General features: G+C 33.5%; 24 protein-coding genes. 19 read left to right on the top strand and 5 right to left on the bottom strand.

The features are described from left to right. Positions 1-355: 355 nt before the first annotated feature. Positions 356-817: a DUF1810 domain-containing protein gene (locus NJT12_RS09640; RefSeq protein ID WP_271335687.1), complete on the bottom strand. Its 462-nt coding sequence runs from the start codon at positions 815-817 to the stop codon at positions 356-358. A gap of 330 nt (positions 818-1,147) precedes the next feature. Beyond that, positions 1,148-2,401: an ornithine--oxo-acid transaminase gene (rocD, locus tag NJT12_RS09635; RefSeq protein ID WP_271335686.1), complete on the bottom strand. Its 1,254-nt coding sequence runs from the start codon at positions 2,399-2,401 to the stop codon at positions 1,148-1,150. Between the two features lie 326 nt (positions 2,402-2,727). On the opposite strand from rocD, the gene NJT12_RS09630 reads away from it, so the two are divergent. The 5 genes from NJT12_RS09630 (at position 2,728) to NJT12_RS09610 (ending at position 8,530) form a co-directional block, all read left to right on the top strand. Further along, complete coding sequence (locus NJT12_RS09630; RefSeq protein ID WP_271335685.1) at positions 2,728-3,180, top strand: Lrp/AsnC family transcriptional regulator; 453 nt, start codon at positions 2,728-2,730, stop codon at positions 3,178-3,180. 15 nt (positions 3,181-3,195) lie between these two features. Next, positions 3,196-5,397 (top strand): penicillin acylase family protein, encoded by a 2,202-nt coding sequence (locus NJT12_RS09625; protein ID WP_271335684.1) that lies wholly within the window; start codon positions 3,196-3,198, stop codon positions 5,395-5,397. Between the two features lie 99 nt (positions 5,398-5,496). After that, positions 5,497-6,270, top strand: coding sequence for a dienelactone hydrolase family protein (locus NJT12_RS09620; protein ID WP_271335683.1), 774 nt, complete (start codon positions 5,497-5,499; stop codon positions 6,268-6,270). 172 nt (positions 6,271-6,442) lie between these two features. Beyond that, positions 6,443-7,507 carry a DUF3667 domain-containing protein gene (locus NJT12_RS09615; RefSeq protein WP_271335682.1) on the top strand — a complete coding sequence of 355 codons (1,065 nt, stop codon included), beginning with the start codon at positions 6,443-6,445 and terminating at the stop codon, positions 7,505-7,507. A 6-nt stretch (positions 7,508-7,513) separates the two neighbouring features. Then, positions 7,514-8,530 carry a M28 family peptidase gene (locus NJT12_RS09610; protein WP_271335681.1) on the top strand — a complete coding sequence of 339 codons (1,017 nt, stop codon included), beginning with the start codon at positions 7,514-7,516 and terminating at the stop codon, positions 8,528-8,530. Positions 8,531-8,763: 233 nt separating this feature from the next. Here NJT12_RS09610 and rho read toward each other — a convergent pair whose 3' ends face one another. Continuing rightward, positions 8,764-10,674, bottom strand: a complete 1,911-nt coding sequence (rho, locus tag NJT12_RS09605) for a transcription termination factor Rho (RefSeq protein ID WP_271335680.1) — start codon at positions 10,672-10,674, stop codon at positions 8,764-8,766. Between the two features lie 183 nt (positions 10,675-10,857). Here rho and NJT12_RS09600 point away from each other — a divergent pair, with 183 nt between their 5' ends. From NJT12_RS09600 to NJT12_RS09590, 3 genes are all read left to right on the top strand, one after another. Next, positions 10,858-11,271: a DUF4293 domain-containing protein gene (locus NJT12_RS09600; RefSeq protein ID WP_271335679.1), complete on the top strand. Its 414-nt coding sequence runs from the start codon at positions 10,858-10,860 to the stop codon at positions 11,269-11,271. 167 nt (positions 11,272-11,438) lie between these two features. Then, the gene (locus NJT12_RS09595) at positions 11,439-12,101 is read left to right on the top strand and encodes a response regulator (protein ID WP_271335678.1); all 663 of its coding nucleotides are present in this window, start codon (positions 11,439-11,441) and stop codon (positions 12,099-12,101) included. Between the two features lie 37 nt (positions 12,102-12,138). Then, positions 12,139-13,065 carry a sensor histidine kinase gene (locus NJT12_RS09590; RefSeq protein WP_271335677.1) on the top strand — a complete coding sequence of 309 codons (927 nt, stop codon included), beginning with the start codon at positions 12,139-12,141 and terminating at the stop codon, positions 13,063-13,065. Between the two features lie 6 nt (positions 13,066-13,071). On the opposite strand, the gene NJT12_RS09585 is transcribed toward NJT12_RS09590, so the two are convergent. After that, complete coding sequence (locus NJT12_RS09585; RefSeq protein ID WP_271335676.1) at positions 13,072-13,566, bottom strand: metallophosphoesterase family protein; 495 nt, start codon at positions 13,564-13,566, stop codon at positions 13,072-13,074. A 239-nt stretch (positions 13,567-13,805) separates the two neighbouring features. On the opposite strand from NJT12_RS09585, the gene truA reads away from it, so the two are divergent. From truA to lpdA, 4 genes are all read left to right on the top strand, one after another. Then, positions 13,806-14,546, top strand: coding sequence for a tRNA pseudouridine(38-40) synthase TruA (gene truA / locus NJT12_RS09580; protein ID WP_271335675.1), 741 nt, complete (start codon positions 13,806-13,808; stop codon positions 14,544-14,546). 149 nt (positions 14,547-14,695) lie between these two features. After that, complete coding sequence (locus tag NJT12_RS09575) at positions 14,696-16,450, top strand: ABC transporter ATP-binding protein (RefSeq protein ID WP_271335674.1); 1,755 nt, start codon at positions 14,696-14,698, stop codon at positions 16,448-16,450. A 142-nt stretch (positions 16,451-16,592) separates the two neighbouring features. Continuing rightward, on the top strand, positions 16,593-17,177 hold the full coding sequence (locus NJT12_RS09570) for an NUMOD4 domain-containing protein (RefSeq protein WP_271335673.1): 585 nt from the start codon (positions 16,593-16,595) through the stop codon (positions 17,175-17,177). 343 nt (positions 17,178-17,520) lie between these two features. After that, positions 17,521-18,909, top strand: coding sequence for a dihydrolipoyl dehydrogenase (lpdA, locus tag NJT12_RS09565; protein ID WP_271335672.1), 1,389 nt, complete (start codon positions 17,521-17,523; stop codon positions 18,907-18,909). Between the two features lie 152 nt (positions 18,910-19,061). Here lpdA and NJT12_RS09560 read toward each other — a convergent pair whose 3' ends face one another. Beyond that, positions 19,062-20,201, bottom strand: a complete 1,140-nt coding sequence (locus NJT12_RS09560; RefSeq protein ID WP_271335671.1) for an MFS transporter — start codon at positions 20,199-20,201, stop codon at positions 19,062-19,064. Positions 20,202-20,311: 110 nt separating this feature from the next. Here NJT12_RS09560 and NJT12_RS09555 point away from each other — a divergent pair, with 110 nt between their 5' ends. The 7 genes from NJT12_RS09555 to NJT12_RS09525 all read left to right on the top strand — a co-directional run bounded on the left by NJT12_RS09555 (position 20,312) and on the right by NJT12_RS09525 (position 24,861). Continuing rightward, positions 20,312-20,668, top strand: coding sequence for a winged helix-turn-helix transcriptional regulator (locus tag NJT12_RS09555; protein ID WP_271335670.1), 357 nt, complete (start codon positions 20,312-20,314; stop codon positions 20,666-20,668). 177 nt (positions 20,669-20,845) lie between these two features. Further along, positions 20,846-21,355, top strand: coding sequence for a TPM domain-containing protein (locus tag NJT12_RS09550; RefSeq protein ID WP_271335669.1), 510 nt, complete (start codon positions 20,846-20,848; stop codon positions 21,353-21,355). Between the two features lie 181 nt (positions 21,356-21,536). Beyond that, entirely contained in the window at positions 21,537-22,283 is a 747-nt protein-coding gene (locus NJT12_RS09545; protein ID WP_271335668.1) for a DUF2314 domain-containing protein, read from the top strand. 238 nt (positions 22,284-22,521) lie between these two features. After that, the gene (locus tag NJT12_RS09540) at positions 22,522-23,424 is read left to right on the top strand and encodes a PhzF family isomerase (protein ID WP_271335667.1); all 903 of its coding nucleotides are present in this window, start codon (positions 22,522-22,524) and stop codon (positions 23,422-23,424) included. Between the two features lie 38 nt (positions 23,425-23,462). Then, the gene (locus NJT12_RS09535; protein ID WP_271335666.1) at positions 23,463-23,882 is read left to right on the top strand and encodes a GNAT family N-acetyltransferase; all 420 of its coding nucleotides are present in this window, start codon (positions 23,463-23,465) and stop codon (positions 23,880-23,882) included. A 199-nt stretch (positions 23,883-24,081) separates the two neighbouring features. Continuing rightward, positions 24,082-24,387, top strand: a complete 306-nt coding sequence (locus NJT12_RS09530) for a hypothetical protein (RefSeq protein ID WP_271335665.1) — start codon at positions 24,082-24,084, stop codon at positions 24,385-24,387. Positions 24,388-24,561: 174 nt separating this feature from the next. After that, positions 24,562-24,861 (top strand): PX domain-containing protein, encoded by a 300-nt coding sequence (locus tag NJT12_RS09525; protein ID WP_271335664.1) that lies wholly within the window; start codon positions 24,562-24,564, stop codon positions 24,859-24,861. Positions 24,862-25,100 lie beyond the last annotated feature (239 nt).

Here is a 25,100-nt window from a genome sequence, read left to right as displayed (position 1 = left end):
CCGCAAAGTTCTCGAAGTTTTAAGCTGATCTGAAAATTTTCTGACGAAGCTCGCAAAGCTTTGAGAATCATTTTATCCCGATGGGCATTTAGAGTGGCAAAAAATTTAACCGCAGAGAGCACAAAGGTTTACGCAAAGTTCGCGAAGTTTTAAGCTAAGCTCAAAATTTTCAGATGAAGTTCGCAAAGCTTTGAGAATCATTTCATCACGATGGGCATTTAGAGTGGCAAAAAATAATTCGAGAAATTCTTGGAATTCGTGGCGAAAAAAAACTACACCAGATACAGCAGATTAAAAACAAAAAACCATCCCGCGTTAAGTGGAATGGTTTTCTTTTTTTACGTTTGAGCGTAATTTATATTAATGCTTCAACAGCTGGCGACACTACTTGTGAATCAATTATTGATAAAGTTAGTTGATCTGAATACCCTAAGAAAAAAGTATCTAATATTTCCTGAAATACAGGATGAGCACCTTCTACCTGAGAAAACAAGGTCATCGACGAAAATAATTTACGAGCACCTAAATCTCCTAAGATACCTTCGGCTGATTTTCTTTTAAAGGTTAACAAAAGTTCTGAAATCTCTATAAGATGTTTGGCTAAAACAGGATGATCCAGAAACTCTTTAGCTTCTTTAAGATCAGTGATAGCATAAAACTTTGATATATTACTGGTGCCTAGTCCTTGTATTTGCGGAAAAATAAACCACATCCAATGGGTCTCTTTCTTTCCTTTTTTTATTTCGGAAAGAGCAGTAAGATAAAGTTTATTCTGCGCATCTAAAAAACGTGTTATATCATTATTTGAGTAAGCCATTATTATAGAATTGTATTTATAAATTTTTGTAAAACCATTTTGGTTCTTTCCTTTTTCTTTCTATTAAGAATTAAACAAAAACCTTTTTAGAGATTCGTTTTTAATTCCGTTTCAAAGACATTCAAAACTACTTCTCAACTCGCTAAAAAAGATTATACAATTCATGTCCTTTGTTATATAATTTATAGAATGTGGGAAAATAGTTTTCAGTTCCAGTTTTCAGTTTCTAACCGAGACTGAAAACTCAGACTGAGACTGAGACTAAAAACTAAACTAAAAAAGCTGCTCATCTCTGAACAGCTTTTTTAGTTTGTATTATTTAAAAGATATTTAATCTCTAAAATCATTTAATGATTTCTCGATAATTTCAAGACATTCGTGAATCTGAGCTTCGGTCATTACTAATGGTGGTGCCAATCTAATTTTGTTACCGTGAGTTGGTTTTGCCAATAATCCGTTGTCTCTAAATTTAAGGCAAATTTCCCAGGCAAGATCTGAATCTTCGCCACAATTAATTACGATAGCATTCAACAAACCTTTTCCACGAACAAGCGTAATTAGGTTATTTCTTTCTGCAATTTCGTTTAAACCTTTTCTTAGAATAATTCCTAAACGTTCTGCATTTTCAGCCAGATTTTCGTCTTTAATTACTTCAAGTGCCGCGATTGCTACTGCTGCTGCAACAGGATTTCCTCCAAAAGTAGATCCATGCTGACCTGGTTTAATTACATTCATGATTTCGTTATTACACAAAACAGCCGAAACAGGATAAACTCCGCCAGAAATAGCTTTACCTAAAATCAAAATATCAGGCTGCACATTTTCATGATGTACCGCTAATAATTTTCCGGTACGTGCAATTCCGGTCTGAACCTCATCTGCAATAAACAACACATTATATTTCTCGCACAATGCTTTAGCTTTCGATAAATACCCTTCAGAAGGTACATACACTCCAGCTTCTCCCTGAATGGGTTCAACCAAAAATCCCGCTATATTTTTTGATGATTCCAGAACTTTTTCAAGAGCTTCAAGATTATCGTATTCAATTTTTATAAATCCTTCTGTAAAGGGTCCAAAGTTTTTACGGGCACCTTCATCATTAGAAAATGAAATGATCGTAGTAGTTCTTCCGTGAAAATTGTTTTCACAAACAATAACCTGCGCCTGATTTTCCGGAATACCTTTTACTTCATACGCCCATTTTCTACATACTTTAAGGGCTGTTTCTACAGCTTCTGCCCCAGTATTCATTGGCAGAACCTTATCAAAACCAAAATATTTTGTCACAAACTCTTCATAATCACCTAATTTGTCATTATAAAAAGCACGTGAAGTCAAGGTAAGTTTCTGTGCCTGATCTACCATTGCTTTTACAATTTTAGGATGGCAATGCCCTTGGTTTACCGCAGAATAAGCAGATAAAAAATCATAGTATTTTTTACCGTCGACATCCCAAACATATACACCTTCTCCTCGTTCTAAAACAACTGGAAGTGGATGATAATTATGAGCTCCGTATTTATTTTCTTTTTCAATCAAAACCTCAGATTTTGAAGAAAGGGATTTTTCAGTATGAATCATGATTTATTTATTTAAAGCACAAAAGTATTAAAATTTATTCATTACCAAGGCATAAACATTATTTTGACTTTTAAAATTCATTATTTAAGTCAAAAATAACATTTTTAAGGCGATAAAAAATCAATTTTATTTATTTAATGAAAGTCTTTTATTCCTTTTTATTAAAAAAAACAATTACTTTTATGAATCTGAACAATCAGCATATATTCCGTTAGGAATAAAATATTGGTAGAAAAAGAAGATCACAAACCAGTAAAAATGTTCCGTAGGAACTACATATTTACCACAACAATAAAACAGTAGATAATTACATTACAATTTAAAGAATGGATATATTAGACGAATTTGACATTAGCATCATAAAAGAATTAGAAAAAGATGGAAGAATGGCTTTTTCTGCAATTGCTGCTAATTTGAAAATATCAAACACTATGGTGCACCAACGCATTAATCGAATGATAGAGCAAGGTGTTATTGGTGGAATAAAACCTATTATTCAGGAAAAGAAAATTGGTTATGACTGGGCTTCGTTTACGGGAATCACCTTAAATAAAGATTCTGATTCTGATCGCATTATTGAAGCATTAAAAGATATTCCCGAAATTACAGAATGTTATTATGTAACCGGTTCTTTCACGCTTTATATCAAAATCGTTGCAAAGGATCACGAGCATATGCGAAAAATTCTTTATGAAAAAATCGACAATATTCCGGGTATTGCCAAAACTGACTCTATTATAGAATTAGGTTGCGCCTTTAAACGAAATATTACATTATAACAATAGTAAATAATCATGTTCAATTACCCAAAAATATTAAAACTATTTTTTGTTTTTTGTTGCATCAATTTTCAGATTACTGCACAAAAAAATAATACAAAAGAAGTCATTCGTCTGGAAAAATTAGCGCAACAGGTTTCTATCATCAGAGACAAATGGGGAATTCCGCATGTTTATGGAAGAACAGATGCTGATGCGGTTTTTGGGTTATTATATGCGCAATGCGAAGATGATTTTAAACGTATCGAAATGAATTATATCGAAAAACTGGGTCGGCTTTCTGAGATAAAAGGCCAATCGGTTTTATACAATGATTTAGAAATCCGTCTTTTGATTGATACCGAAGAAGCAAAATCAGATTATAAAAAAGCACCGCTTTGGCTTAAAAAAATTTTGAACAGCTATGCTGATGCCATCAACTTTTATTTATACAAACATCCTGAAATAAAACCAGCTCTTTTAACACATTTTGAACCGTGGTTTCCTTTGCTATGGACAGACGGAAGTATTGGCGCCATTAGTACCGCTGATCTTTCGACAGGAGAACTAAAAGCCTTTTATTCCGGCAACAATGATAAAGTCGCTTATGTTGAGAGAAAAAAAAATGTGCAAACCGGCTCCAATGGATTTGCTTTTTCGCCATCGAAAACTGTTGATGGAAATGCTATTTTGTACATTAATCCGCATACTACATTTTACTTTAGACCTGAGGTTCAGATTACAAGCGAAGAAGGTTTAAATGTTTACGGAGCTGTAACCTGGGGACAATTTTTTATCTATCAGGGTTTTAATGACAATTGCGGCTGGATGCACACTTCATCAAACGTAGATGTTGCAGATATGTATGCCGAGAAAATCACCAATAAAAACGGTAAATTATTTTATGAATTCGATAAAAAACTATTGCCTGTTATCGAAAAAGAAATTACAATCAATTATAGTGAAAACGGTAAACTAATCCCAAAAAAATTCAAAACCTATTTTACCAACAATGGTCCAGTTATGGCAAAACGTGACGGGAAATGGATTAGCTTAAAATCGAACAATCGTTCGATGACAAGTTTGATTCAGAGTTGGGTCAGAACAAAATCGACCAATTTCGAAGAGTACAAAAAGGCAATGAATTTGAAAGCCAATACATCCAACAACACCGTTTATGCAGACAGTAAAGGAAATATTGCTTATTGGCACGGTAACTTTATCCCAATACGGGATAAAAATCTCAATTGGGCAAAAGTCGTTGACGGATCTATTTCATCTACACAATGGAAGGGTTTGCATGAAGTAGACGAAACCGTGCATATTTATAATCCGGTAAACGGGTGGCTGCAAAATTGTAATTCAACACCCTATTCTGTTGCCGGAGAAAATAGCCCTAAAAAAGAAAACTACCTTCCTTATATGGCACCGGACGGAGAAAATTTTAGAGGAATAAATGCCGTTCGTATTTTCACCAAAGGCGATCATTATACTTTAGACAAAGTAATCTCGGACGGATATGATACTAAATTATCAATTTTTGAAATTCTGGTTCCAAGTTTGATTTCTGTTTTCGAAAAAAATATTAAACCTACAGATCCGGAGTATGCTGAACTAATCGAACCTATTACCATTTTAAAGAACTGGGATTATTATGCCAAAGAAAATTCAATAGCCACAACATTAGCGGTCGAATGGGCGTATAAATTGGATCCGATTATCTTAAAAGCATACATTGACGAAGGAGAATTAGATCAGGTGGAGAATACTAAAAATTTTGCAAAGAATGCGACTGTCAAACAACTCCTGCCTCAATTACAAGAAGTTCTAAAAGATTTAAAATCAAAATGGGGAACCTGGCAAGTTGCCTGGGGTGAAATAAACCGTTTTCAGCGTTCCAGCGGCGATATAGATTTAAAATACGACGACTCGAGACCAAGTTTACCAATTGCTTTTGGTCCCGGTTCCTGGGGAAGTCTGCCCTCTTTTAAAAGCAGTTATCAAAATAGCTCAAAGAAACGTTACGGATACAACGGAAACAGTTTTGTATGTGCTGTTGAATTTGGACCAAAAATAAAGGCAAAATCATTATTGGCGGGAGGAAACAGCAGTGATCCCAATTCAAGACATTTTGATGATCAGGCAGAAATGTATCAAAAAGGACAATTTAAAGATGTTTTATTTTATAAAGAAGATGTACTTAAAAATGCTAAAAAAACATATCATCCCGGCGAATGATTTTTAGCTTAAAAATTAACTTAGAAACCTCGGAAGAAATACCTTTCGAGGTTTTTTTGTAACATAATATTTCAGATATTTGTTAAAAATTGCAAAACTATGAAAAATCTGTCTCTTCTTCTGTTTGCTTCTATTTTGTTTTCTAACACTATAAATGCACAATTAAAAGCTGTAAAATATACAGACGGTTCTCAGGCGTTAAATGGATTATTTGTAAAATCTGTAAAGAAAAGCACTCAAAATCCAGGTATTTTACTTTTACCGGCGTGGCTTGGAATTGATAAAGCGTCTAAAGATATCGCAGAAAATTTATCTAAATTAGGTTACAATGTTTTCATCGCAGACATATATGGCGAAGGAAACTACCCAACAAATACTGCCGAAGCTGGAAAACAAGCCGGTTACTACAAAAAAAATTACGAAGTCTATCAAAAACGTATTGATGCAGCCCTAAAAGAATTAGTAAAATCAGGAGCAAACGCAGATAATATAGTTGCTATAGGATATTGTTTTGGCGGAACAGGAGTTCTTGAAGCTGCCCGCGGAAATTTGAATTTAAAAGGCGTTGCTTCATTTCACGGAGGTTTAGGCAAAGATGCAAGCCGTCCAGTTGAACCAATAACAACTAAAGTACTAGTTTGCCATGGTGCTGATGATCCGTTTGAATCAAAAGAAGAAATCACTGCTTTTCAGCAAGAAATGCGCGACTCAAAAGCCGATTGGCAAATGATTTATTATGCAAACGCAGTACATTCTTTCACCAATCCTGAAGCTGGAAGTGACAACTCAAAAGGTGCAGCATACAATCCTGTTGCTGCAAAGAGATCATTTGAGCATTTACAGCTTTTCCTGAATGAAGTATTCAAAAAATAGCACTTTATAGCCCACAGATGGTGCAGATTAAACGGGTTTACACAGATTTTATAAAAATTAATTCGTGCTAATTTGTGAAATTTGTGGCGAAAAGAAACCAGCTTAAACCCGTTTAAACCGGCCTAATCTGTGGGTAAAAAATAACAACCAAAACCAAACCAATTTACATCAAATGTCACATAGTCCGATTAGAAAAGACAAAACCTGTTTGAATTGCAGGCACGTTGTTGAGCAGAAATTTTGTCCAAATTGCGGGCAGGAAAATACCGATTCCCGAAAAACATTTCACCATTTATTTATTCACTTCTTTGAAGATCTGACGCATTACGAAAATGCTTTTTGGCGTACCATTAAAAACCTTTTATTTAAACCTTCTTCTTTAACTAAAGAATATCTTTCAGGAAAACGATTGTCGTATTTAGCTCCTGTGCGTCTATATATCTTCATCAGTTTTATTACTTTTCTTTTAATTGCTCTGTTTCCAGTTCATGTAAATGATACTGTCCATGAATCTTCTAAATTAGAAAAAGTTAAAGAAAAAGTTTCGTCTCCTACTAATTCATTAAATGAAGATAAGGATGTACAAACTTTACTAAACTCTAAATCAATATCTGAAGAAAACAAAAAAGCAATTCAGGATCTGTTGGATAACCCCAAAAAAAGTGATGACAAATTAATCAATTTAGGATATAAATCTGTTGAGCAAATCGATTCCATTCAAAAATACGGTTCAAAATCTGAAAAGCTTTCTGACTTTGGTTATTGGATCAATAGAAAAGTGCAGCTCATAAAAGACAAAAATAGTGGTCGGGAAGTTCTCGATAAATTCATAGAATCTTTTATACATAATTTGCCTAAAGTTTTATTTATTATCATGCCTTTTTTCGCTTTCTTTTTATGGCTTTTTCATAATAAAAAGCGTTGGTACTATTTTGACCACGGAATTTTCACACTACATTATTTTTCATTTTTATTACTCATATTTTTAATGCTCTTTTCTATTGAAAAATTAGGCGCCTTGATAAACCTTTCTTTTGTAAATTTTATAATTAATTGCATTACATTTATTGGAATAGCATGGGCATTTTATTATTTCTTTCCTGCTCATCATAGATTTTATGGCGAATCAAGAATTGTGTCTTTCACTAAAAGTATGGTATTATTTATCATAAATTCATTTTTTATCTTATTTTTACTCATTGTCTTTGCCTTTTATACATTTATCAATTTACACTAATACCAAATGAAAAAAATCATACTCCTATTATTAATTGGTTCTGCCTTTTCATGCAAGAATATGCAGTCGGCTGCATCAAAAGACAATTCAGATCCAAGCAAATACATAAAAGCCATCAAGGAGAAAGACTTAAAAGAAATGCTGTATGTTATTGCTTCTGACGAAATGGAAGGTCGAGAAACCGGCTCTAAAGGACAGAAAAAAGCCGGTGTTTATATGATCGAACAATACAAGAAAAACGGCGTTTCGTTTCCTAAAGGAGCCACGGATTTTTACCAGCACATTCCTGCCGCTTTTTTGAATGCAAGACGAAATGAAAACTTACCGGATTCTGAAAACATCTGGGCATATATTGAAGGTTCTGAAAAACCGGATGAAGTCTTAGTAATCTCTGCTCATTATGATCACGTAGGCATAAAAAATGGTGATGTATATAATGGTGCTGACGATGATGGTTCAGGAACTGTTGCATTAATAGAAATGGCAAAAGCATTTGCTAAAGCGAAGAAAAACGGGCACGGACCAAAACGTTCTATCCTTTTCTTGCACGTAACCGGAGAAGAACATGGTTTACACGGTTCTCGTTATTACTCTGAAAATCCTTTATTCCCTATTGCCAATACCATTGCCGACATTAATATTGATATGATTGGACGTCGCGATGTAGAACATGCCAAAACTAATAACTATGTTTATGTAATTGGCGCTGACAGATTATCAACAGATCTACATAATATTGTCGTGGCTCAAAATGAGAAATACACCAAAGTAGATTTAGACTTTAAGTTTAATGATCCTAAAGACCCTAATCATTTCTACGAGCGTTCTGATCACTATAACTTTGCAAAATTAGGTATTCCTGCAGTTTTCTTCTTCAACGGAGTTCATGAAGACTATCACGGAAAAGGTGACGAACCAGAAAAAATCGAATACGACGCCTTAACAAAAAGAACGAAGTTAGCATTCGTTATCGCCTGGGATTTAGCCAATAGAGAAAACAGACCGGTAGTTGATAAAAAGTAGCCTCTAAGGCACTAAGTAAGGTTCTAAGTTTTTAAAGTAAAGACGCGCAGCAGAACGTCTTGTTAAAAGTCGCGAATCTTCAGGTTTAGAAAAAACAGAATCCAAAACAAATAACAAACATAAAGTTTGGACAAGAAAAAGGGATGAGTTAAAAAAACTCATCCCTTTTTTATATTTATATATTCTAAGAAAACCTTAGGAACTTAGTACCTCAGCAACTTAGAGCCTTTCCACTAGTCATTCATAGAGATCAAAAACTCTTCGTTATTTCTTGTTTTCTTGAAACGTTCGTTTACAAAATCCATCGATTCTACTGGGTTCATATCTGATAGATATTTACGCATAATCCACATTCTTTGTAATGTTTTTTCGTCTAATAATAAATCATCACGACGTGTACTTGACGAAGTAAGATCAATTGCGGGGAAAATACGTTTGTTTGCGATTTTACGATCCAATTGAAGTTCCATGTTACCAGTACCTTTAAATTCCTCAAAGATCACCTCATCCATTTTAGAACCCGTTTCAGTCAATGCAGTTGCGATGATACTTAATGAACCACCATTTTCTACATTTCTTGCCGCCCCAAAGAAACGTTTTGGTTTTTGTAATGCGTTTGCATCAACACCACCACTTAATACTTTTCCGGACGCTGGCTGAACTGTATTATAAGCTCTTGCCAAACGTGTAATCGAATCTAAAAGAATCACTACATCGTGGCCACATTCTACTAAACGTTTTGCTTTTTCAAGGACGATATTAGCAATTTTCACGTGTTCTTGTGGTTCTCTGTCAAAGGTAGAAGCAATAACTTCTCCACGAACACTACGTTGCATATCTGTAACCTCTTCAGGACGCTCATCAATCAAAAGAACGATAAGATACACTTCTGGGTGATTTGCTGCAATTGCGTTTGCAATGTCTTTTAGCAACATTGTTTTACCCGTTTTAGGCTGAGCTACAATCATACCACGCTGTCCTTTCCCGATAGGAGAAAATAAATCGATAATACGGGTTGAAACTGAACTGCCTTTTTCGGCTAATTTAAATTTTTCAGAAGGAAAAACTGGCGTAAGGTGCTCAAAAGAAACTCTGTCGCGAACAACTTGCGGGTCGTGACCATTGATTTTAAGTACACGAACTAATGGAAAAAACTTCTCGCCTTCTTTTGGAGGACGAACCACTCCTTTTACAGTATCTCCGGTTTTAAGACCAAATAATCTGATTTGTGAAGTTGATAAATAAATATCATCCGGAGAGGCTAAATAATTATAATCTGATGAACGTAAAAAACCATAACCATCCGGCATCATTTCAAGAACACCTTCACTTTCGATAATTCCATCAAACTCAAAGTCTGAATCCCTGAAATTATTCTTTTTGTTTTTATGATTTGGATTTTGATTCCCGTTACTAACATTTCCGTTTGTGTTTCCATTTTGATTTGGATTCTGTGGAGCTGCAGTGTTTTGGCTGGGACTCTGGTTTGGATTTTTAATCTGGTTCGGATTGACCTTTTTAACTAAAAGCGGTGCTTCTGTTTTTTCAGCAGTCGAAGTTTCTGCTACAGCTTCGCCTTCCGGAATTGCTTCTTTTGTGGCTTCTTTTTCTTTTTGCAAAGCGACCTTTTTCTCGTAAGCTGATTTATTAAATTTTACGATTTTTGGTCCTTTTTTCTCCGTTACTTCATTCTCTGCAGCTTCTTTAACTTCAGGAGCTTCATTAACTTCGGGAGTTTCGGGAGTTTCATTAACTTCTGCAACTTCCTTTATTTCTGCAACTGCTTTAACTATTGGAGCTTTTGCTTTAGGAGTTATTTTTGCTGCCGGAGTTTGTTTTACAACTACAGGAGTTTCTATTTTTTCTGGAGTTTCCTCTATTTTATCAAATTCTAAAACTGGAGCATTTTTACTGATGGCTGCTTTTTTTACAGGAACAATTCTTGCTCTTTTAGGCTTATCATCAATATTCTCCGTTTCAGTTACAGCACTAACAGGTGGTGCTACAGTGATTTCCTGATGTGCTAAAATCTGACTAATTAAGGTCTCTTTTTTGACACCGGTAAACTTTATAGTTTTAGCTAACTTAGCTATTTCTTGAAGCTCAGAAAGCTTCATTTCTTTTAATGCAGAAATATCAAACATGAATGTTCTATGAATTTAATTATTTTAACGGAAATACTGTAAAAAGAATAGGTAGATAATTGTTTTCAATTGACCGCAGTATGAAGTGCTTACGGTATTATGATGCAATAATACGAATAAAATTTAATCATACAATAGTATTTTAAAAAAAGAAAATATATTTTTGTAAAACAATTTCACACCATGATACAACGAATTCAGACCGTATATTTAATTCTTACCTTTATAATTACAGGTGTATTACTGTTTTTTATTCCGCTTTGGACATTAAATAATGGGAAACCATTTTACTTTATGCAGGACCAGTTTTATACTGTGTTATTAGGTTTAAGTACTGTCTTAACTGTTTTCAGTATCATTTCATACAAAAAAAGACAAAATCAGTTTGTCATGGGCAGACTGAACATAATATTAAATTTAATTTTATTAGGATTGTTTGTATATCGCTCTCTAAATCTATCTGGAGAAACAGTTGCTGTTTCAGAGAAAGGTATTGGGATGTTTCTACCAATTGTTGCTATCGTATTATTAGTTTTAGCTAATAAGGCCATCAAGAAGGATGAAGATCTTGTAAAATCTGTAGACCGTTTGAGGTAAACCTATAAACTTAAGTTTTTTGTGCGAAGAGAACCCGAATTTTATAATTCGGGTTTTTTTGTGCCTTAAATTTTATAATCACTCCCAATATCATCTTAAACAAAGACCGAAAACAGCTTTGTAAGATATTTTTTTCATAAATTTGCGTTTTAGTTCCAAAAACAATCATGATATACAAAATAAGGATACATCTTGCCGATGATCATCAAGTACTTATTGATGGCCTTACCAATTTGCTGCAAACCGTAAATAACTTTGAAGTTGTAGGTAATTCATTAGACGGAACTACTGTTTATGATGATGTCATTAATAACAAAGCCGATATTTTAGTTTTAGATATTAGTATGCCTAAAAAAGATGGGATCGAAGTATTAAAAGAATTCAGCCAAAAAGGATTTCCATGCAAAGTGATTATCCTCTCCAGTTATGATGACTTAAAAATCATAAAAGAAGTAATGAAATTAGGCGCCAAAGGTTATCTCACAAAAAAATGTGCCGGTGAAAATATCATAGAAGCCATCCAAAGTGTTTATCAGGGACAAGAATACTTTTGTGATGCTGTAAGAGAGAAAATCTTTAATAGTTTTGCAAATAACAATCCAAAATTAAACAAACCGCTTTATATTGAGAATCCTATATTAAGTGCTCGCGAAATCGAAATTATTACGTTGATCTCACTTGAATATAGTGGAAAAGAAATAAGCGAACAACTTTTTATTAGCGTGAATACGGTAGAAACCCATCGAAAAAACATCATGAAAAAGTTACAAACCAAAAACACTATCGGGCTTGTAAAGTATGCGCTAAAAAACAACTTAATAAATCCTTAGTCTTATTTTAAAGTCAAAATCTATTACGTAATTATTTATGGGGTTACTGAGAGTTTTTATACTATTGCTTTTTTTCACTTCTACAAGTGGGACTATTTTGTTTAGTCAGCAAAAGTCAACTCTACCTCCAACACAATCCGATAGTATAAGTCAGGAAATCGTTAAAAAAAATATTTTTCCCGAAGCAAGGAAATTTGAAAAACTGAGAAACAAAAAAATTGTTAGTTTATCTATTGTTCTTGTCATAATATTGTTCTTTTTATTTTATTTCTTTTATCAGAATAATAAATTAAAACAGAAAATTAAACGGAAAGATACCAAACAAAAAATACTCCTTAATATTATTAACGCAGGAATTGACAGTCATGAAATCGAAAGTAAAAAAATTGCTTCTTTTTTACATGACAACATTAATTCATTATTGTCTTCTGTAGGTTTGCACCTGAATACTTTTACGGCACAAAACAATATAAAATCTGACGAAATTCAGAAAGCAAAAAATATACTTCAAGAAGCACACGATCTCTTGCGTGATATGTCTCATGACCTGATCCCTACCCTTTTGGTTCGTTTTGGACTAATTTATGCATTGGAAGACTTATGCGAAAGGAACTCTAATTCGAGTATTAATTTCGAATTTTCAAGTGCAATCCCAACTGATAAAAGGTATACGGAAAAGTTTGAAATGAAGGTTTATTTTATTGTGTCTGAATTATTCAGCAACATTATAAAACATAGTGACGCAAAAAAAGCTCAAATTTCATTGCAGGAAAGTAATAGTCAATTTACCATTATCATTCATGATGACGGAAAAGGTTTTAAACCCGAAAAATTAAATGAGGTCGAAGGCTTTGGCCTGAACCGAATCAGGGCACGAATCAAAAAATATAAGGGAAGTTTTGCAATTGTCTCAAAAGAAAATGAAGGAACTTCGATTAAAATCAGAATACCGTTACCGCATTAAGCAAGACTATTTCTTTCCGATCTCGATGATCTCTAAATCTTTAATTTTATCGTCGTCGATAACAAATCGCAACATAGTACGCACTTGGTGAAAACCGCTTTTTCCGGCTGCACCGGAATTCATGTGCAAGAGATTATGTTTCTTATCAAACATTACCTTTAAAATGTGCGAATGTCCGCAAATGAATAATTTAGGCGGATTCAGAGCCATTTCTTCTCTAATCGCCGGATTGTATTTTCCGGGATAACCACCGATATGAGTGATCCAAACTGAAACATTTTCGCATAAAAACCTATTATGCAACGGAAATTCTAATCTCGCTTGTGCATCATCAATGTTTCCGTAAACGCATCGTAAAGGTTTTAGCTTCTTTATCGTATCCGTAACATTCAAATCTCCAATATCTCCTGCATGCCAAACTTCATCTGCCTGATTTACATATTTTAAAATAGTATCATCAATATGACTGTGAGTATCTGAGAGGAGAAGTATTTTTTTCATTCTTTTTGAAGCAAACAAAGGTTTAAGAGGCGCAAAGGTACAAAGGTTTTTCTTTATAGTTGTTAAGGGCCTGAGTTGCTAAGATTCTAAGTTTTTCTTATGTGACCTATAATTTAAACACATTCGATTATAATGTCAAAGCACAATATTAAAACCTCAGAGCCTTTGTTGCTTTGCTACTTTGAACCTTTAAAGAAAATCTTTGTACCTTTGCAATTCAGAACCTTTGAACCTTCACTTTGAGATATTTTATTCAATTCGCTTATAACGGAACACATTATCATGGTTGGCAATTTCAGCCCAACGCATCTTCTGTTCAGGAAACTTTAAACAAAGCTTTTTCGGTTTTATTAAATTCGCCGATTAATATAATGGGCGCCGGAAGAACTGATACCGGTGTTCATGCACAGGAAATGTATGGCCATTTTGATTATGAAACTCTATTTGATGTTCCAACTTTAGTGCATAAACTAAATTCGTATTTGCCAAAAGACATTGCGGTTTTTGATATTATCCCGGTTCATGATGAGGCTCATTGCAGATTTGACGCTACAAAAAGAACGTATGAATACCATATCAATACTGTTAAAAATCCGTTTACGGAGGAATTGAGTTGGTATTTTAATCAAAAATTAGACGTAGCTTTGATGAATGAAGCCGCGAAAATCTTGCTGAATCATACGGATTTTCAATGTTTCTCGAAAGTAAATACGGATGTAAATACTTTTGATTGCACGATTTTTGAGGCCCATTGGAAAAGCGAAAACAACAAATTGGTTTTTACCATATCCGCCAATCGGTTTTTACGAAATATGGTTCGTGCCATTGTAGGCACTTTGGTAAACATTGGTTTACATAAAATTTCTCTCATCGATTTTGAAAACATTATTGCCAGCAAAAGCAGAGAAAAAGCTGGTTTTTCGGTTCCGGCACACGGATTATATTTAACCGAAATTGATTACGATTACATCATAAAATAGCCCTGATTGAAGTCAAAAGCTTTTTTGAAAAAAAATATTGTTTTTGTGTTTTTATGGAGCGACCAGCGGAAGCTTTATAAAAACAGTACAAAAACATATTTTTGAGAAAAACTTGTAACGGAAAGCAGGAATAGCTCCTAAAAAATATAATGAAAGCAAAAGCATTTGATACCGGATTATTCAAACGAATCTTAAAATATACTAAACCTTATAAATGGCGCTATTATGGTGTCATCATTTTTGCAGTCTCATTATCGATTTTTGCTGCACTTCGCCCCTATTTATTAAAACAAACGGTGGACGGCTATATCAAGACGCACGACAAAGAAGGTTTGCTGATGTATATTGTTTTAATGGGAGTAGTTCTTTTGTTTGAAGTTTTTTCACAGTTTTACTTCGTGTATTGGGCCAACTGGCTGGGACAGGATATTGTAAAAGATATCAGGACAAAACTTTTCAAGCATATTTTGAGTTTTAGAATGAAGTATTTTGATTTGGTTCCGGTAGGACAACTGGTAACCAGATCTGTGTCAGACATTGAGTCGATCGCTCGTATTTTTAGTCAGGGTCTGTTTATGATTATTAGTGACTTGATGAAGATGCTGGTCGTACTGATTTTTATGTTTTACATGAACTGGAAACTGACCTGGATTGTGGTCGTTGCGATGCCAATTCTGGTTTACATTACCCGAATATTCCAGCGTAAAATGCAGGTTGCTTTTGAGGAAGTTCGTACGCAAATTGCCAATATGAACTCGTTTGTACAGGAGCGCGTTACGGGAATGAAGATTGTTCAGCTTTTTAACCGTGAGAAAATCGAAGCTGATAATTTTAAGGAAATCAACAACAAACACAGGGTTGCCTGGATAAAAACGATTTTATACAACTCAATATTTTTCCCGATTGCTGATATTATTTCGTCGATTACTTTGGGATTAGTTGTGGTGTATGGGGGATTCAAAATTTTGAACGGAGATCATTTTACGACTTTTGGTGATCTATTCTCTTACACTATGTTTATCGGGATGCTGTTTAACCCATTGCGTCAGATTGCGGATAAGTTCAACGAGATGCAATTAGGAATGATTGCTGCCAATCGTGTATTTGATATTATAGATACACAAGATCATATACAAGATACAGGAACGCTTGAAGCACCTGTTTTTAATGGAAGTATTGAATTCAAAGACGTCCGTTTTAGTTATATTCCGGAAGAAGAAGTGATAAAAGGTATTGACCTATCGGTTGATGCCGGACAAACCATTGCAATTGTAGGTTCTACAGGTGCCGGAAAATCAACCATCATTAATTTACTGAATCGCTTTTACGAAATCAACAGCGGAACTATTTTTATCGACGGTCATAATATCGAAAACTATACTTTGGCTTCGCTAAGAAAACAAATCGCGGTCGTTTTGCAGGATGTGTTTTTGTTTGCTGATACCATATATAATAATATCACTTTGCATAATCCGGAAATTACCCGTGAACATGTTCTTAATGCTGCCAAAAAAATTGGCGTTCACGATTTCATTATGAGTTTGCCTGATAATTATGATTTTGATGTAAAAGAGCGTGGCGTAATGCTTTCATCAGGACAACGCCAGTTAATTGCCTTTTTGAGATCGTATGTAAGCAATCCGAGTATTTTGATTTTAGATGAAGCAACCTCCTCTATCGATACATATTCTGAAGAATTGATTCAGCGTGCGACCGAGACAATTACTAAAGGAAGAACTTCTATTATTATCGCACATCGATTGGCAACAATTGTAAACGCCGATAAAATTGTAGTAATGGATAAAGGTTTAATTGTAGAACAAGGAACACATCAGGAATTACTGAATAAAGTCGATGGTTACTACAAAAATCTCTACGACTCCCAATTTTCAGTCGCTAATTAGATTTTGAAATGCTAAAAAAATTCTTAAAAAAGTTAAATAAGCGTTATAGGAATCATAAATGTAATATCTGAGCGAAATTATGTAATTGTTATAGTTTTTGAATTATTTATCTTTGAGAGACAAAATTCAAATGCAAAAGAAAATGCCACAAAATAGATTTTATCCAAACGAAGAATTCAAAGAAATAGAAATAAACGCCTCATTACAACTTAGATATGCAATTTCAAACAAAGGCCGACTTATAAGCTTTACGGATGAAATTCAAAACGGACGTCTTTTAAAAGGCGGTCTAAGTGATGGATATCCAACCTTTAGATTTAAGGTTAAAAATGACGACAAAATTGTCAATAAATATCTTTTTTTATACAAATTAGTTGCCCATTATTTCATTCCAAAAGCTTCAGAAGAACAAACTTATGTACTTCATTTAGATTACAACCGAAGTAATGATGATGTAAATAATTTACGTTGGGCTACAAAAGCCGAAATGATGGCGCACAGTCGTAAAAGCCCGCGCGTTATTCAGGCAAAAAAGAATCTGATCGAGCACAACTTAAAAGCCGACGGAAGAAAATTAACAACTACCAAAGTAATGTTAATCAAGAAAATCCTGGCCAGACCTGAACAAAAAACACGTCTTAAAATGATCGCCAAACAATTTGGCGTGAGCGAAATGCAAATAAGACGAATTGCCAGTGGTGAAAACTGGGGACATATTAAAGTTTAATTATAAGTTATAAATTGTGAATTATTAATTCTCTTACTATCACACTTAACAAAGTCGAAGTTTTTCAACACGAAAAGACTTCGACTTTGTTTATTTTGACAAACAATTTAATTTGAGACTTCGTTTCTAAATCTGTTTTTTCAGTTCAGAATTCACAATTTACAATTAACATTCTGACCTATCTCTGTGAAAAGATCAAAATCAGTGTGGGTAAAAATAAAATTTCAAGTGTTTTTTAAAATAATTCCTTAAATTCGCAATCACAAATAACAAAAGAATAAATCGAAAAATGAGTTTCGGAATAAACTTCATTTTTCGGTAATAAATACTAAAAACCAAAAAAATGAAATACGACATTATTGTTTTAGGAAGTGGTCCTGGCGGATATGTAACAGCTATTAGAGCTTCACAATTAGGCTTTAAAGTAGCTGTAGTTGAAAAAGAGAACTTAGGTGGTGTATGTTTAAACTGGGGTTGTATCCCAACAAAAGCATTACTAAAATCAGCTCAGGTTTTTGATTACTTAAAACACGCTTCTGACTACGGATTGAAGGTTTCTGAATTTGATAAAGATTTCCCTGCAGTAGTGCAACGCAGCCGTGACGTTGCTGACGGAATGAGCAAGGGGGTTCAATTCTTAATGAAAAAGAATAAAATTGACGTTATCGAAGGTTTTGGAAAACTAAAACCAGGAAAAAAACTTGACGTTACTGATAAAGACAATAAAGTTACTGAATATAGCGCTGATCACATTATCATCGCAACCGGAGCTCGCTCTCGTGAGTTACCAAACTTACCACAAGATGGTGTAAAAGTAATTGGTTACCGTCAGGCAATGACATTACCAACACAACCAAAATCTATGATCATTGTAGGTTCTGGAGCTATTGGAGTTGAATTTGCACATTTCTACAACTCTATGGGAACTGATGTTACTATTGTAGAATTTATGCCAAATATCGTTCCTGTTGAAGACGAGGATATCTCTAAACAAATGGAGCGTTCTATGAAAAAAGCAGGTGTAAAAATCATGACCAACTCATCTGTTGAGAAAATTGATACTACCGGAACTGGAGTAAAAGCAACTGTAAAAACGGCTAAAGGAGAAGAAATCCTTGAAGCTGATATCGTACTTTCTGCAGTTGGAATCAAAACTAACATTGAAAACATAGGTTTAGAAGAAGTTGGAATCGCTGTTGACAGAGATAAAATCTTAGTAAACGCTTATAACCAAACTAATATTCCTGGATACTACGCAATTGGAGATGTTACTCCGGGTCAAGCTTTAGCTCACGTAGCTTCGGCGGAAGGAATTAACTGTGTTGAAAAAATTGCTGGTTTACACGTAGACCCAATCGATTACGGAAACGTTCCTGGTTGTACTTATGCAACTCCAGAAATCGCTTCTGTAGGTTTAACAGAGAAACAAGCTAAAGAAAAAGGATACGAATTAAAAATTGGTAAATTCCCATTCTCAGCTTCTGGAAAAGCAAAAGCTGCCGGTGCTGCTGACGGATTCGTAAAAGTAATCTTTGATGCAAAATACGGAGAATGGTTAGGATGCCACATGATTGGTGCTGGTGTTACAGATATGATTGCTGAAGCAGTTGTAGCCCGTAAACTAGAAACTACAGGTCATGAAATCCTTAAATCTATTCACCCTCACCCAACAATGAGCGAGGCTGTTATGGAGGCTGTTGCTGATGCTTACGGCGAAGTAATTCACTTGTAAAAACATACCGTTTTACGGTTATATATAATTTTCAATTTAAAAATCCGATTTGCGAAAGCAAGTCGGATTTTTTTATGTTTATAAAGGCGTTTGCAAATCATTTTTCCAATTTTATTTCGCTTAATAAACACAAATGATCGTTATAAAAGATTTTATTTAAAACTACTAAACCTTTTTAAAAACCAAAAAATTAAAGCAGTTACAAGTAGAATAACACTTGACCAAATAATATACTTTATCTCAAAATGATATATAAAATATCCTCCTAACAACGTACCAAACGTTACAGCAGAATTTCCGCATGTGGTAAAAATGCTATTAATAAATTCCGCAGATTCCGGCGCCGATGAAGTCAGGTTTACATTGCTTATTAAAAATCCTGATGTATGTACAAAACCCCATACCATTACCAGCAATAACATAGGAATATAGTAAAATCCATAAAAAAACAACAAAACATGAACAATTAATAGCGCTATTATAAAGACTAAAATAGTCGTCAAAACATTTTTACTCAAAAATCTTCCTGCCAGCCAATTACCTCCAACTCCGCTTATCCCAAAAATTAATAATGTATAACTAATCTGCATTCCATTCATTCCGGTAATTTTACCCAAAAAATCTGCCATATAGCCGTATATAGAATACATTGCGGCTATCATTAAAAATGATAAAATAAAATTTATCCAGAATACAGGCTTTTTAAGAATTTTACTTTGCGATCCAATCGTTTGTTTTTCAACAATTAGAGTTGATGGTAAAAAAAGTAATACCCCAATAAAAGATAAAACATTAATAATAGCACATAGTATAAAAGACGATTGCCAATTAAATAATGTTGCCATAAATGTTGCCAGAGGAATCCCAAAAACACAGGCAAGAGTAAATCCACCAAAAACAATGGCAACTCCTTTTGAAGATTGATTATCAGGTAAAGTATTTGCTGCCAAGGCAAGAGCAATAGACCAAAATACCGGATGCAAAAATGCCGGCAATATTCTTGCTATTAATAAAAACGAAAAGCTATTAGCAAATACAGACATAATGTTTGAAATAGCAAAAATTCCCAATACAAACAACATTAATTTCTTTTTATTAATTGAGGATAACAGAAGCATTACAAATGGGCCAAATATAGCCACTGTCAATGCAAATGAACTTAAAAGCCATCCTGCTTTATCAATTGTGACAGAGAAAGCCGAAGCAATTTGTGGTAAAATTCCAATAACTCCAAATTCTGTGGTTCCAATCCCGAAAGTACCTAAAGCTAAAATGTAAAGTGTGCGTTTCATAAATTTATTTTTTGCAAATTTGCAGAAGTAATAAATCATTTACACTTTACTTACTTTTATGTACTACACTTACTTTTAAGAAAGTTAACTGATTTTTAAACAGTTATACAATGCCTGATTTTTTTTATGATAGAAAACTCTATTACACTCCAATCGAATTTGCTTTAGCGCATATAGGCGGAACTTGGAAAATGCCAATATTGTGGAGATTACAAAACACTATTTTACGTTTCAGCGAATTAAAAAAAGATATTCCGCATATTACAGACAAAATGCTTACGAGCCAATTAAGAGAACTTGAAAGTAAAGGACTAATTACTAGAAAAGTTTATCCCACTGTACCTCCAAAAGTAGAATACAAATTAACAGAAAAAGGACAAAAAGCAATACCTGTAATTGAAACAATTATGAAATACGGATATAAACTTATTAAAGAGGCAGGAATTGAATATCCGCCTTTAGAATAAATACTTTTGGGGAATATTTTTACAATAATATACATTTTTACAAACTAATAAAACATCAGATTTAACTTATTTGTATTACCAATAAAAAGACAAATAAATTATTCCTCTTTTGATCTAAAACAAAAGAAGATTATAATATTAAAATGATATTTTTGCAGCACCCAAAATTATTTTAAGATGAAAAACCTACTCTTCATTATTACAATTTCTTTTCTTTTACCAAGTACCTTTTTTGGTCAGTCAAACAAAAGCACTTTTCAAAATTCAGTAACAGAAAATACTTTTTCAAAATCATATAATTATCTCAATGATTTCGAGAAAATCTTAACCTCATCCCAAATTACCACTTTAAATACAACGCTAAAATCTTCTGAAAAAAAATCAGGAACTAAAATTATTGTAGTCACGATTTCTTCCATACAACCTTATACAACTGTTCCGGAGTATGCTTCTAATTTGAAAAACTATCTATCCGATAATTTGAAATTGAATCCCACATTTCTAATTGTATTAAGCAAGGAGTTAAGACAAATCCAGATTCAGAGCAGCTACGAGGCACGCAATAAACTAACCGAGGAAGAAACGAAAAGCATTATAAATAGTTTTGCAATTCCCGAATTTAAAAAAGGCGATTATTATAAAGGTTTAGAAAATGCAGTAACGCAGATCATAAAAAAACTGGAATAGAATTAAAATACTACTTTATAGAATCCGATTTGCTTTTGTAAATCGGATTTTTTTGTTTTTACGCTGTAAATAAAACCTCAACTCCTTAAAACATTCATAAAATCAACAAGTCCACTTTTTACTATCTGACAAAAAATTTATATTTACGTAAAAAGAAATAATTATTCTAAAAATATAAGTGATGGAAAATACACCAATATTCTTTGCCGACGGAGAAAGTCCAAAAATCATTGACGCATTCAGAAAAGCACAGGAAACTTTTAAATATTTCTGGAGAGAACTATCTTGGGAATACCGTAGAATCGTTCCGGCACTTGACGTTGCCTGCGTAAAACTGGCATTTACACAAGAAATAAATGGCAATACAGTGGTAGAACATATGTGGATCAATGATATCAATTTTGACGGCGAGAAAATCAAAGGTATCCTGGTAAATGATCCGGACGAATTAACTAATGTTACTAATGGTGAATATGTCGAGATTCCGGCAAACCAAATTAGCGATTGGTTATTTGTAACCCAAGACAAAACTTATGGAGGTTTTACGATACAGTCAATGCGTTCAGAAATGAGCGAAACCGAAAGACAAGACCATGACGCAGCGTGGGGATTAAATTTTGGGGATTTTGATGATATTCTGGTTGCTTATGAACAAAAAGAAAAGCCAGAAAACCTTACAGAACACCCTATGAGCAAGAATATGAAGGAAAGTCTTCTTGAATTTATAAAAGCTAATCCTAATGAATTAACTGCTCAGGATGAATTTGGATATACTTTTTTGCACCGTGAAGCCATCGCAGGAAATAGTACAATTGTCGAAGTACTATTAGAATCCGGTGCTGATAAAAATGCGAAAACGCACAACAATAAAACACCTTTAGATTTTGCTCAAGAACTCAAATGGGATCATTTAGTTCCATTATTATAAAGACATTATTTAAAATCCGATTTATGAAAGTAAGTCGGATTTTTTTTGCGTATTCCCGGGCCACAAAAGGATATCGCCCCAATTACGCAAAAAACAATAACGATAAAAGAACCAATTAACAATAATATCCAAACCTAAACTTCGTATAATAATTTGTATTTTCGTTTGGCTAAAAGCTGATGATTCAGTTATTACATCAATAAAAATCTTATTACTATTTATACCGCTTAAAATCATAATGAAAAAACTAATAACCTACCAAATTGATTCTTTCACAAAAGAAAAATTCAAAGGAAATCCCGCCGGAGTTGTTGTAAATGCAGATGGACTGAATGATTATCAAATGCAACAAATTGCGCGCGAATTAAACAATTCCGAAACTGCATTTCTTTTCCCTCCTGACAGTACAGATTGCGATGGAGTAATTCGATACTTTACCCCAAATACCGAAGTTCCAATTTGCGGACATGCTACAATTGCAGCCATGTATGCAAAAGCAATCGAAGAAAAATTAGATTCCTGCATTCTACGATTCAAAACCAAAGTGGGTATTCTTCCGTTTGAAATAATTAAGAAAAACGAAGACTATCAAATTATAATGACTCAGGGAAGTTTTGAACTTAGTCCACCATTTGATGCTGATGTAACACAAAAAATGATCACAGCATTAGGTCTTGAAAAATCAGATATCGACGAAAAATGTCCCATTCAGATTGCTTCAACAGGACATTCTAAAGTAATGATAGGAATCAAAAGCAGAACAAAACTAAATTCCTTATCTCCCAATTATGCTGACTTAGCACATTTAAGTAAAGAGATTAACTGTAATGGTTATTTTGTTTTTACTTTCGATTCTAACGATAAGGATATATTAACCTACGGCAGAATGTTTGCCCCGGCAATTGGCATTAATGAAGATCCTGTTACCGGAAATGCAAACGGACCTTTAGGAGGTTATTTGGTACAAAACAAAATCGCTGATTTTAAAAATAATGAATTCGAGTTCAACGGAAGACAAGGCGAAAAAATAGACCGTTTGGGAATTATAAAAGTTAAAGTTAGTATAGAAGACAACAAACCAGCATTGATTCAGATAAAAGGTGATGCCGTAGTTGTTTTTAGAGCCGAAATAGAAATCTAAACAAGCACTTATTCATTTTACAAGACCAAGTAACTATAATGGAAATAATTAAAATCAGAAAAAACGACCTTCCTGCTTTGAGAATCTTATTCTTAAAGGAAAGACAAACCACTTTTTTGTGGATTGATTCTTCTAGTTTTCATTTGAAAGATTTTGATTCAGAAATTAAAGACGAAGAAGTTTTAGTCGCTATTCTTGATAATGTTGTAGTTGGTTTTATCTCTGTCTGGCTGCCCGAAAATTTTATTCATCATTTATATGTCGATCAAAAATATCATGATAAAGGCATCGGAACCCAATTACTTAAAGCGGCAATTGAAAAAGCCAATTTTCCTATTACTTTAAAATGTCTTGAGAATAATACCAAAGCCGTTGCCTTTTATAAACAAAAAGGATTCATAGAAAAAGAAAGAGGTCCATCTGAACATGGAGATTATATTTTGTTTGAGTTGCTATGAATTTTACATTAATAAAATAAATGAACAACGAACCAGACGAAATATTCGCTTTATTATACTCTAGAATTAAAACCACCAACAATAGAAAAATTAAGCCATGTAATTAGGCTTGGCAAAAGTACCAATTCAACGAAATATCTTACTTTATTTTATGCTTTTGCTGACCAAAAAACGTCAGTAAATAAACTAGTAATAAATCATGGAAGAATTAGTAATTGAAAAATCAGTATTCGAAGAAATACCAACAGAAAAAATTTATTCTGAAAAAGCAATTCGGGTTGGGACCTTTTTAGGAGGACCGCTGGTTGCGGGTTATTTTATGGCTGAAAACTTTAAAGTTTTTGGCGATTATAATAAAGTAAGAAATACATGGATTATAACAATTCTTTCGACAATAGTCATCTTCAGCTTGATTTTTATGATTCCTGAAGACGTTAAAATTCCTAACATTGTATTTCCATTTATTTATATGGGGATAGCAGCTTATCTGACGAAAACATATTAGGAGAAAAATATTGTCCAACACATTCAAAATGGCGGTCAAGAGTTTAATTGGTGGCGAACAGTAGGTATATCTCTTATTGGGTGTCTCGTAACTTTAGGCGTAATATTTGGCATTGCCTTTTTTAGTGAAGCGGCAAACGAAAGAATTTCGGAGTCAACAAAAACGTATGGAGCAATGAATCACGAAATTGTTTACCAAACTAATATCAATGAAAACGAAGTCAATAAAATTGCCAAGGCCTTTACGAAAGAAACTTTTTTTGATGACTCTATTACAAAATACATCTACTTAGAGAAAATCGATAACAGTTACGAAATATCTATATCCTGCAATGAGTCAATTTCATATGATCCAGTTGCTTACAGTTCTTTTGTCGAGCTAAGAAAAAATATGCAAAAAGACTTTCCTGATAATAAAATTATTTTCAAACCAGTTGTTAAGGACTTAAATAATGTTGTGAAGAGAATTGAGTAATAAACATGAATTTAAAAAAAATAAAAGTTTATCATCTTTTCTGGTTTGTTTCCATAATTGTTTTATTGATCGGAACATTTAATCCTGACGAAACATTAGACATTAATGTTCATGATACATATTTTATAGGTAGTGTCTCACTAACTGTGTAAGTTGAAAAGTTATTCTGAAAAATATTTGAGCAAATTTAAAAGCTCAAAATGTTTTTCGGAAATAACTTTTTTTCTATTTTTAAACCC

The organism is Flavobacterium azizsancarii (genome assembly GCF_027980145.1).
Classification (GTDB): Bacteria; Bacteroidota; Bacteroidia; order Flavobacteriales; family Flavobacteriaceae; genus Flavobacterium; species Flavobacterium azizsancarii.
The sequence above is the reverse complement of the archived record's forward strand: the minus strand, read 5'-3'. Positions and strand labels throughout refer to the sequence as shown.

What these genes read in the sequence shown, in the direction of transcription:
- NJT12_RS09640 (WP_271335687.1), bottom strand. Translation starts at nt 817, where the DNA reads ATGGCTTACTCAAATAATGATATAACACGTTTTTTAGATGCGCAGAAT.
- rocD (WP_271335686.1), bottom strand. Translation starts at nt 2,401, where the DNA reads ATGATTCATACTGAAAAATCCCTTTCTTCAAAATCTGAGGTTTTGATT.
- NJT12_RS09630 (WP_271335685.1), top strand. Translation starts at nt 2,728, where the DNA reads ATGGATATATTAGACGAATTTGACATTAGCATCATAAAAGAATTAGAA.
- NJT12_RS09625 (WP_271335684.1), top strand. Translation starts at nt 3,196, where the DNA reads ATGTTCAATTACCCAAAAATATTAAAACTATTTTTTGTTTTTTGTTGC.
- NJT12_RS09620 (WP_271335683.1), top strand. Translation starts at nt 5,497, where the DNA reads ATGAAAAATCTGTCTCTTCTTCTGTTTGCTTCTATTTTGTTTTCTAAC.
- NJT12_RS09615 (WP_271335682.1), top strand. Translation starts at nt 6,443, where the DNA reads ATGTCACATAGTCCGATTAGAAAAGACAAAACCTGTTTGAATTGCAGG.
- NJT12_RS09610 (WP_271335681.1), top strand. Translation starts at nt 7,514, where the DNA reads ATGAAAAAAATCATACTCCTATTATTAATTGGTTCTGCCTTTTCATGC.
- rho (WP_271335680.1), bottom strand. Translation starts at nt 10,674, where the DNA reads ATGTTTGATATTTCTGCATTAAAAGAAATGAAGCTTTCTGAGCTTCAA.
- NJT12_RS09600 (WP_271335679.1), top strand. Translation starts at nt 10,858, where the DNA reads ATGATACAACGAATTCAGACCGTATATTTAATTCTTACCTTTATAATT.
- NJT12_RS09595 (WP_271335678.1), top strand. Translation starts at nt 11,439, where the DNA reads ATGATATACAAAATAAGGATACATCTTGCCGATGATCATCAAGTACTT.
- NJT12_RS09590 (WP_271335677.1), top strand. Translation starts at nt 12,139, where the DNA reads ATGGGGTTACTGAGAGTTTTTATACTATTGCTTTTTTTCACTTCTACA.
- NJT12_RS09585 (WP_271335676.1), bottom strand. Translation starts at nt 13,566, where the DNA reads ATGAAAAAAATACTTCTCCTCTCAGATACTCACAGTCATATTGATGAT.
- NJT12_RS09575 (WP_271335674.1), top strand. Translation starts at nt 14,696, where the DNA reads ATGAAAGCAAAAGCATTTGATACCGGATTATTCAAACGAATCTTAAAA.
- NJT12_RS09570 (WP_271335673.1), top strand. Translation starts at nt 16,593, where the DNA reads ATGCCACAAAATAGATTTTATCCAAACGAAGAATTCAAAGAAATAGAA.
- lpdA (WP_271335672.1), top strand. Translation starts at nt 17,521, where the DNA reads ATGAAATACGACATTATTGTTTTAGGAAGTGGTCCTGGCGGATATGTA.
- NJT12_RS09560 (WP_271335671.1), bottom strand. Translation starts at nt 20,201, where the DNA reads ATGAAACGCACACTTTACATTTTAGCTTTAGGTACTTTCGGGATTGGA.
- NJT12_RS09555 (WP_271335670.1), top strand. Translation starts at nt 20,312, where the DNA reads ATGCCTGATTTTTTTTATGATAGAAAACTCTATTACACTCCAATCGAA.
- NJT12_RS09550 (WP_271335669.1), top strand. Translation starts at nt 20,846, where the DNA reads ATGAAAAACCTACTCTTCATTATTACAATTTCTTTTCTTTTACCAAGT.
- NJT12_RS09545 (WP_271335668.1), top strand. Translation starts at nt 21,537, where the DNA reads ATGGAAAATACACCAATATTCTTTGCCGACGGAGAAAGTCCAAAAATC.
- NJT12_RS09540 (WP_271335667.1), top strand. Translation starts at nt 22,522, where the DNA reads ATGAAAAAACTAATAACCTACCAAATTGATTCTTTCACAAAAGAAAAA.
- NJT12_RS09535 (WP_271335666.1), top strand. Translation starts at nt 23,463, where the DNA reads ATGGAAATAATTAAAATCAGAAAAAACGACCTTCCTGCTTTGAGAATC.
- NJT12_RS09530 (WP_271335665.1), top strand. Translation starts at nt 24,082, where the DNA reads ATGGAAGAATTAGTAATTGAAAAATCAGTATTCGAAGAAATACCAACA.
- NJT12_RS09525 (WP_271335664.1), top strand. Translation starts at nt 24,562, where the DNA reads ATGAATCACGAAATTGTTTACCAAACTAATATCAATGAAAACGAAGTC.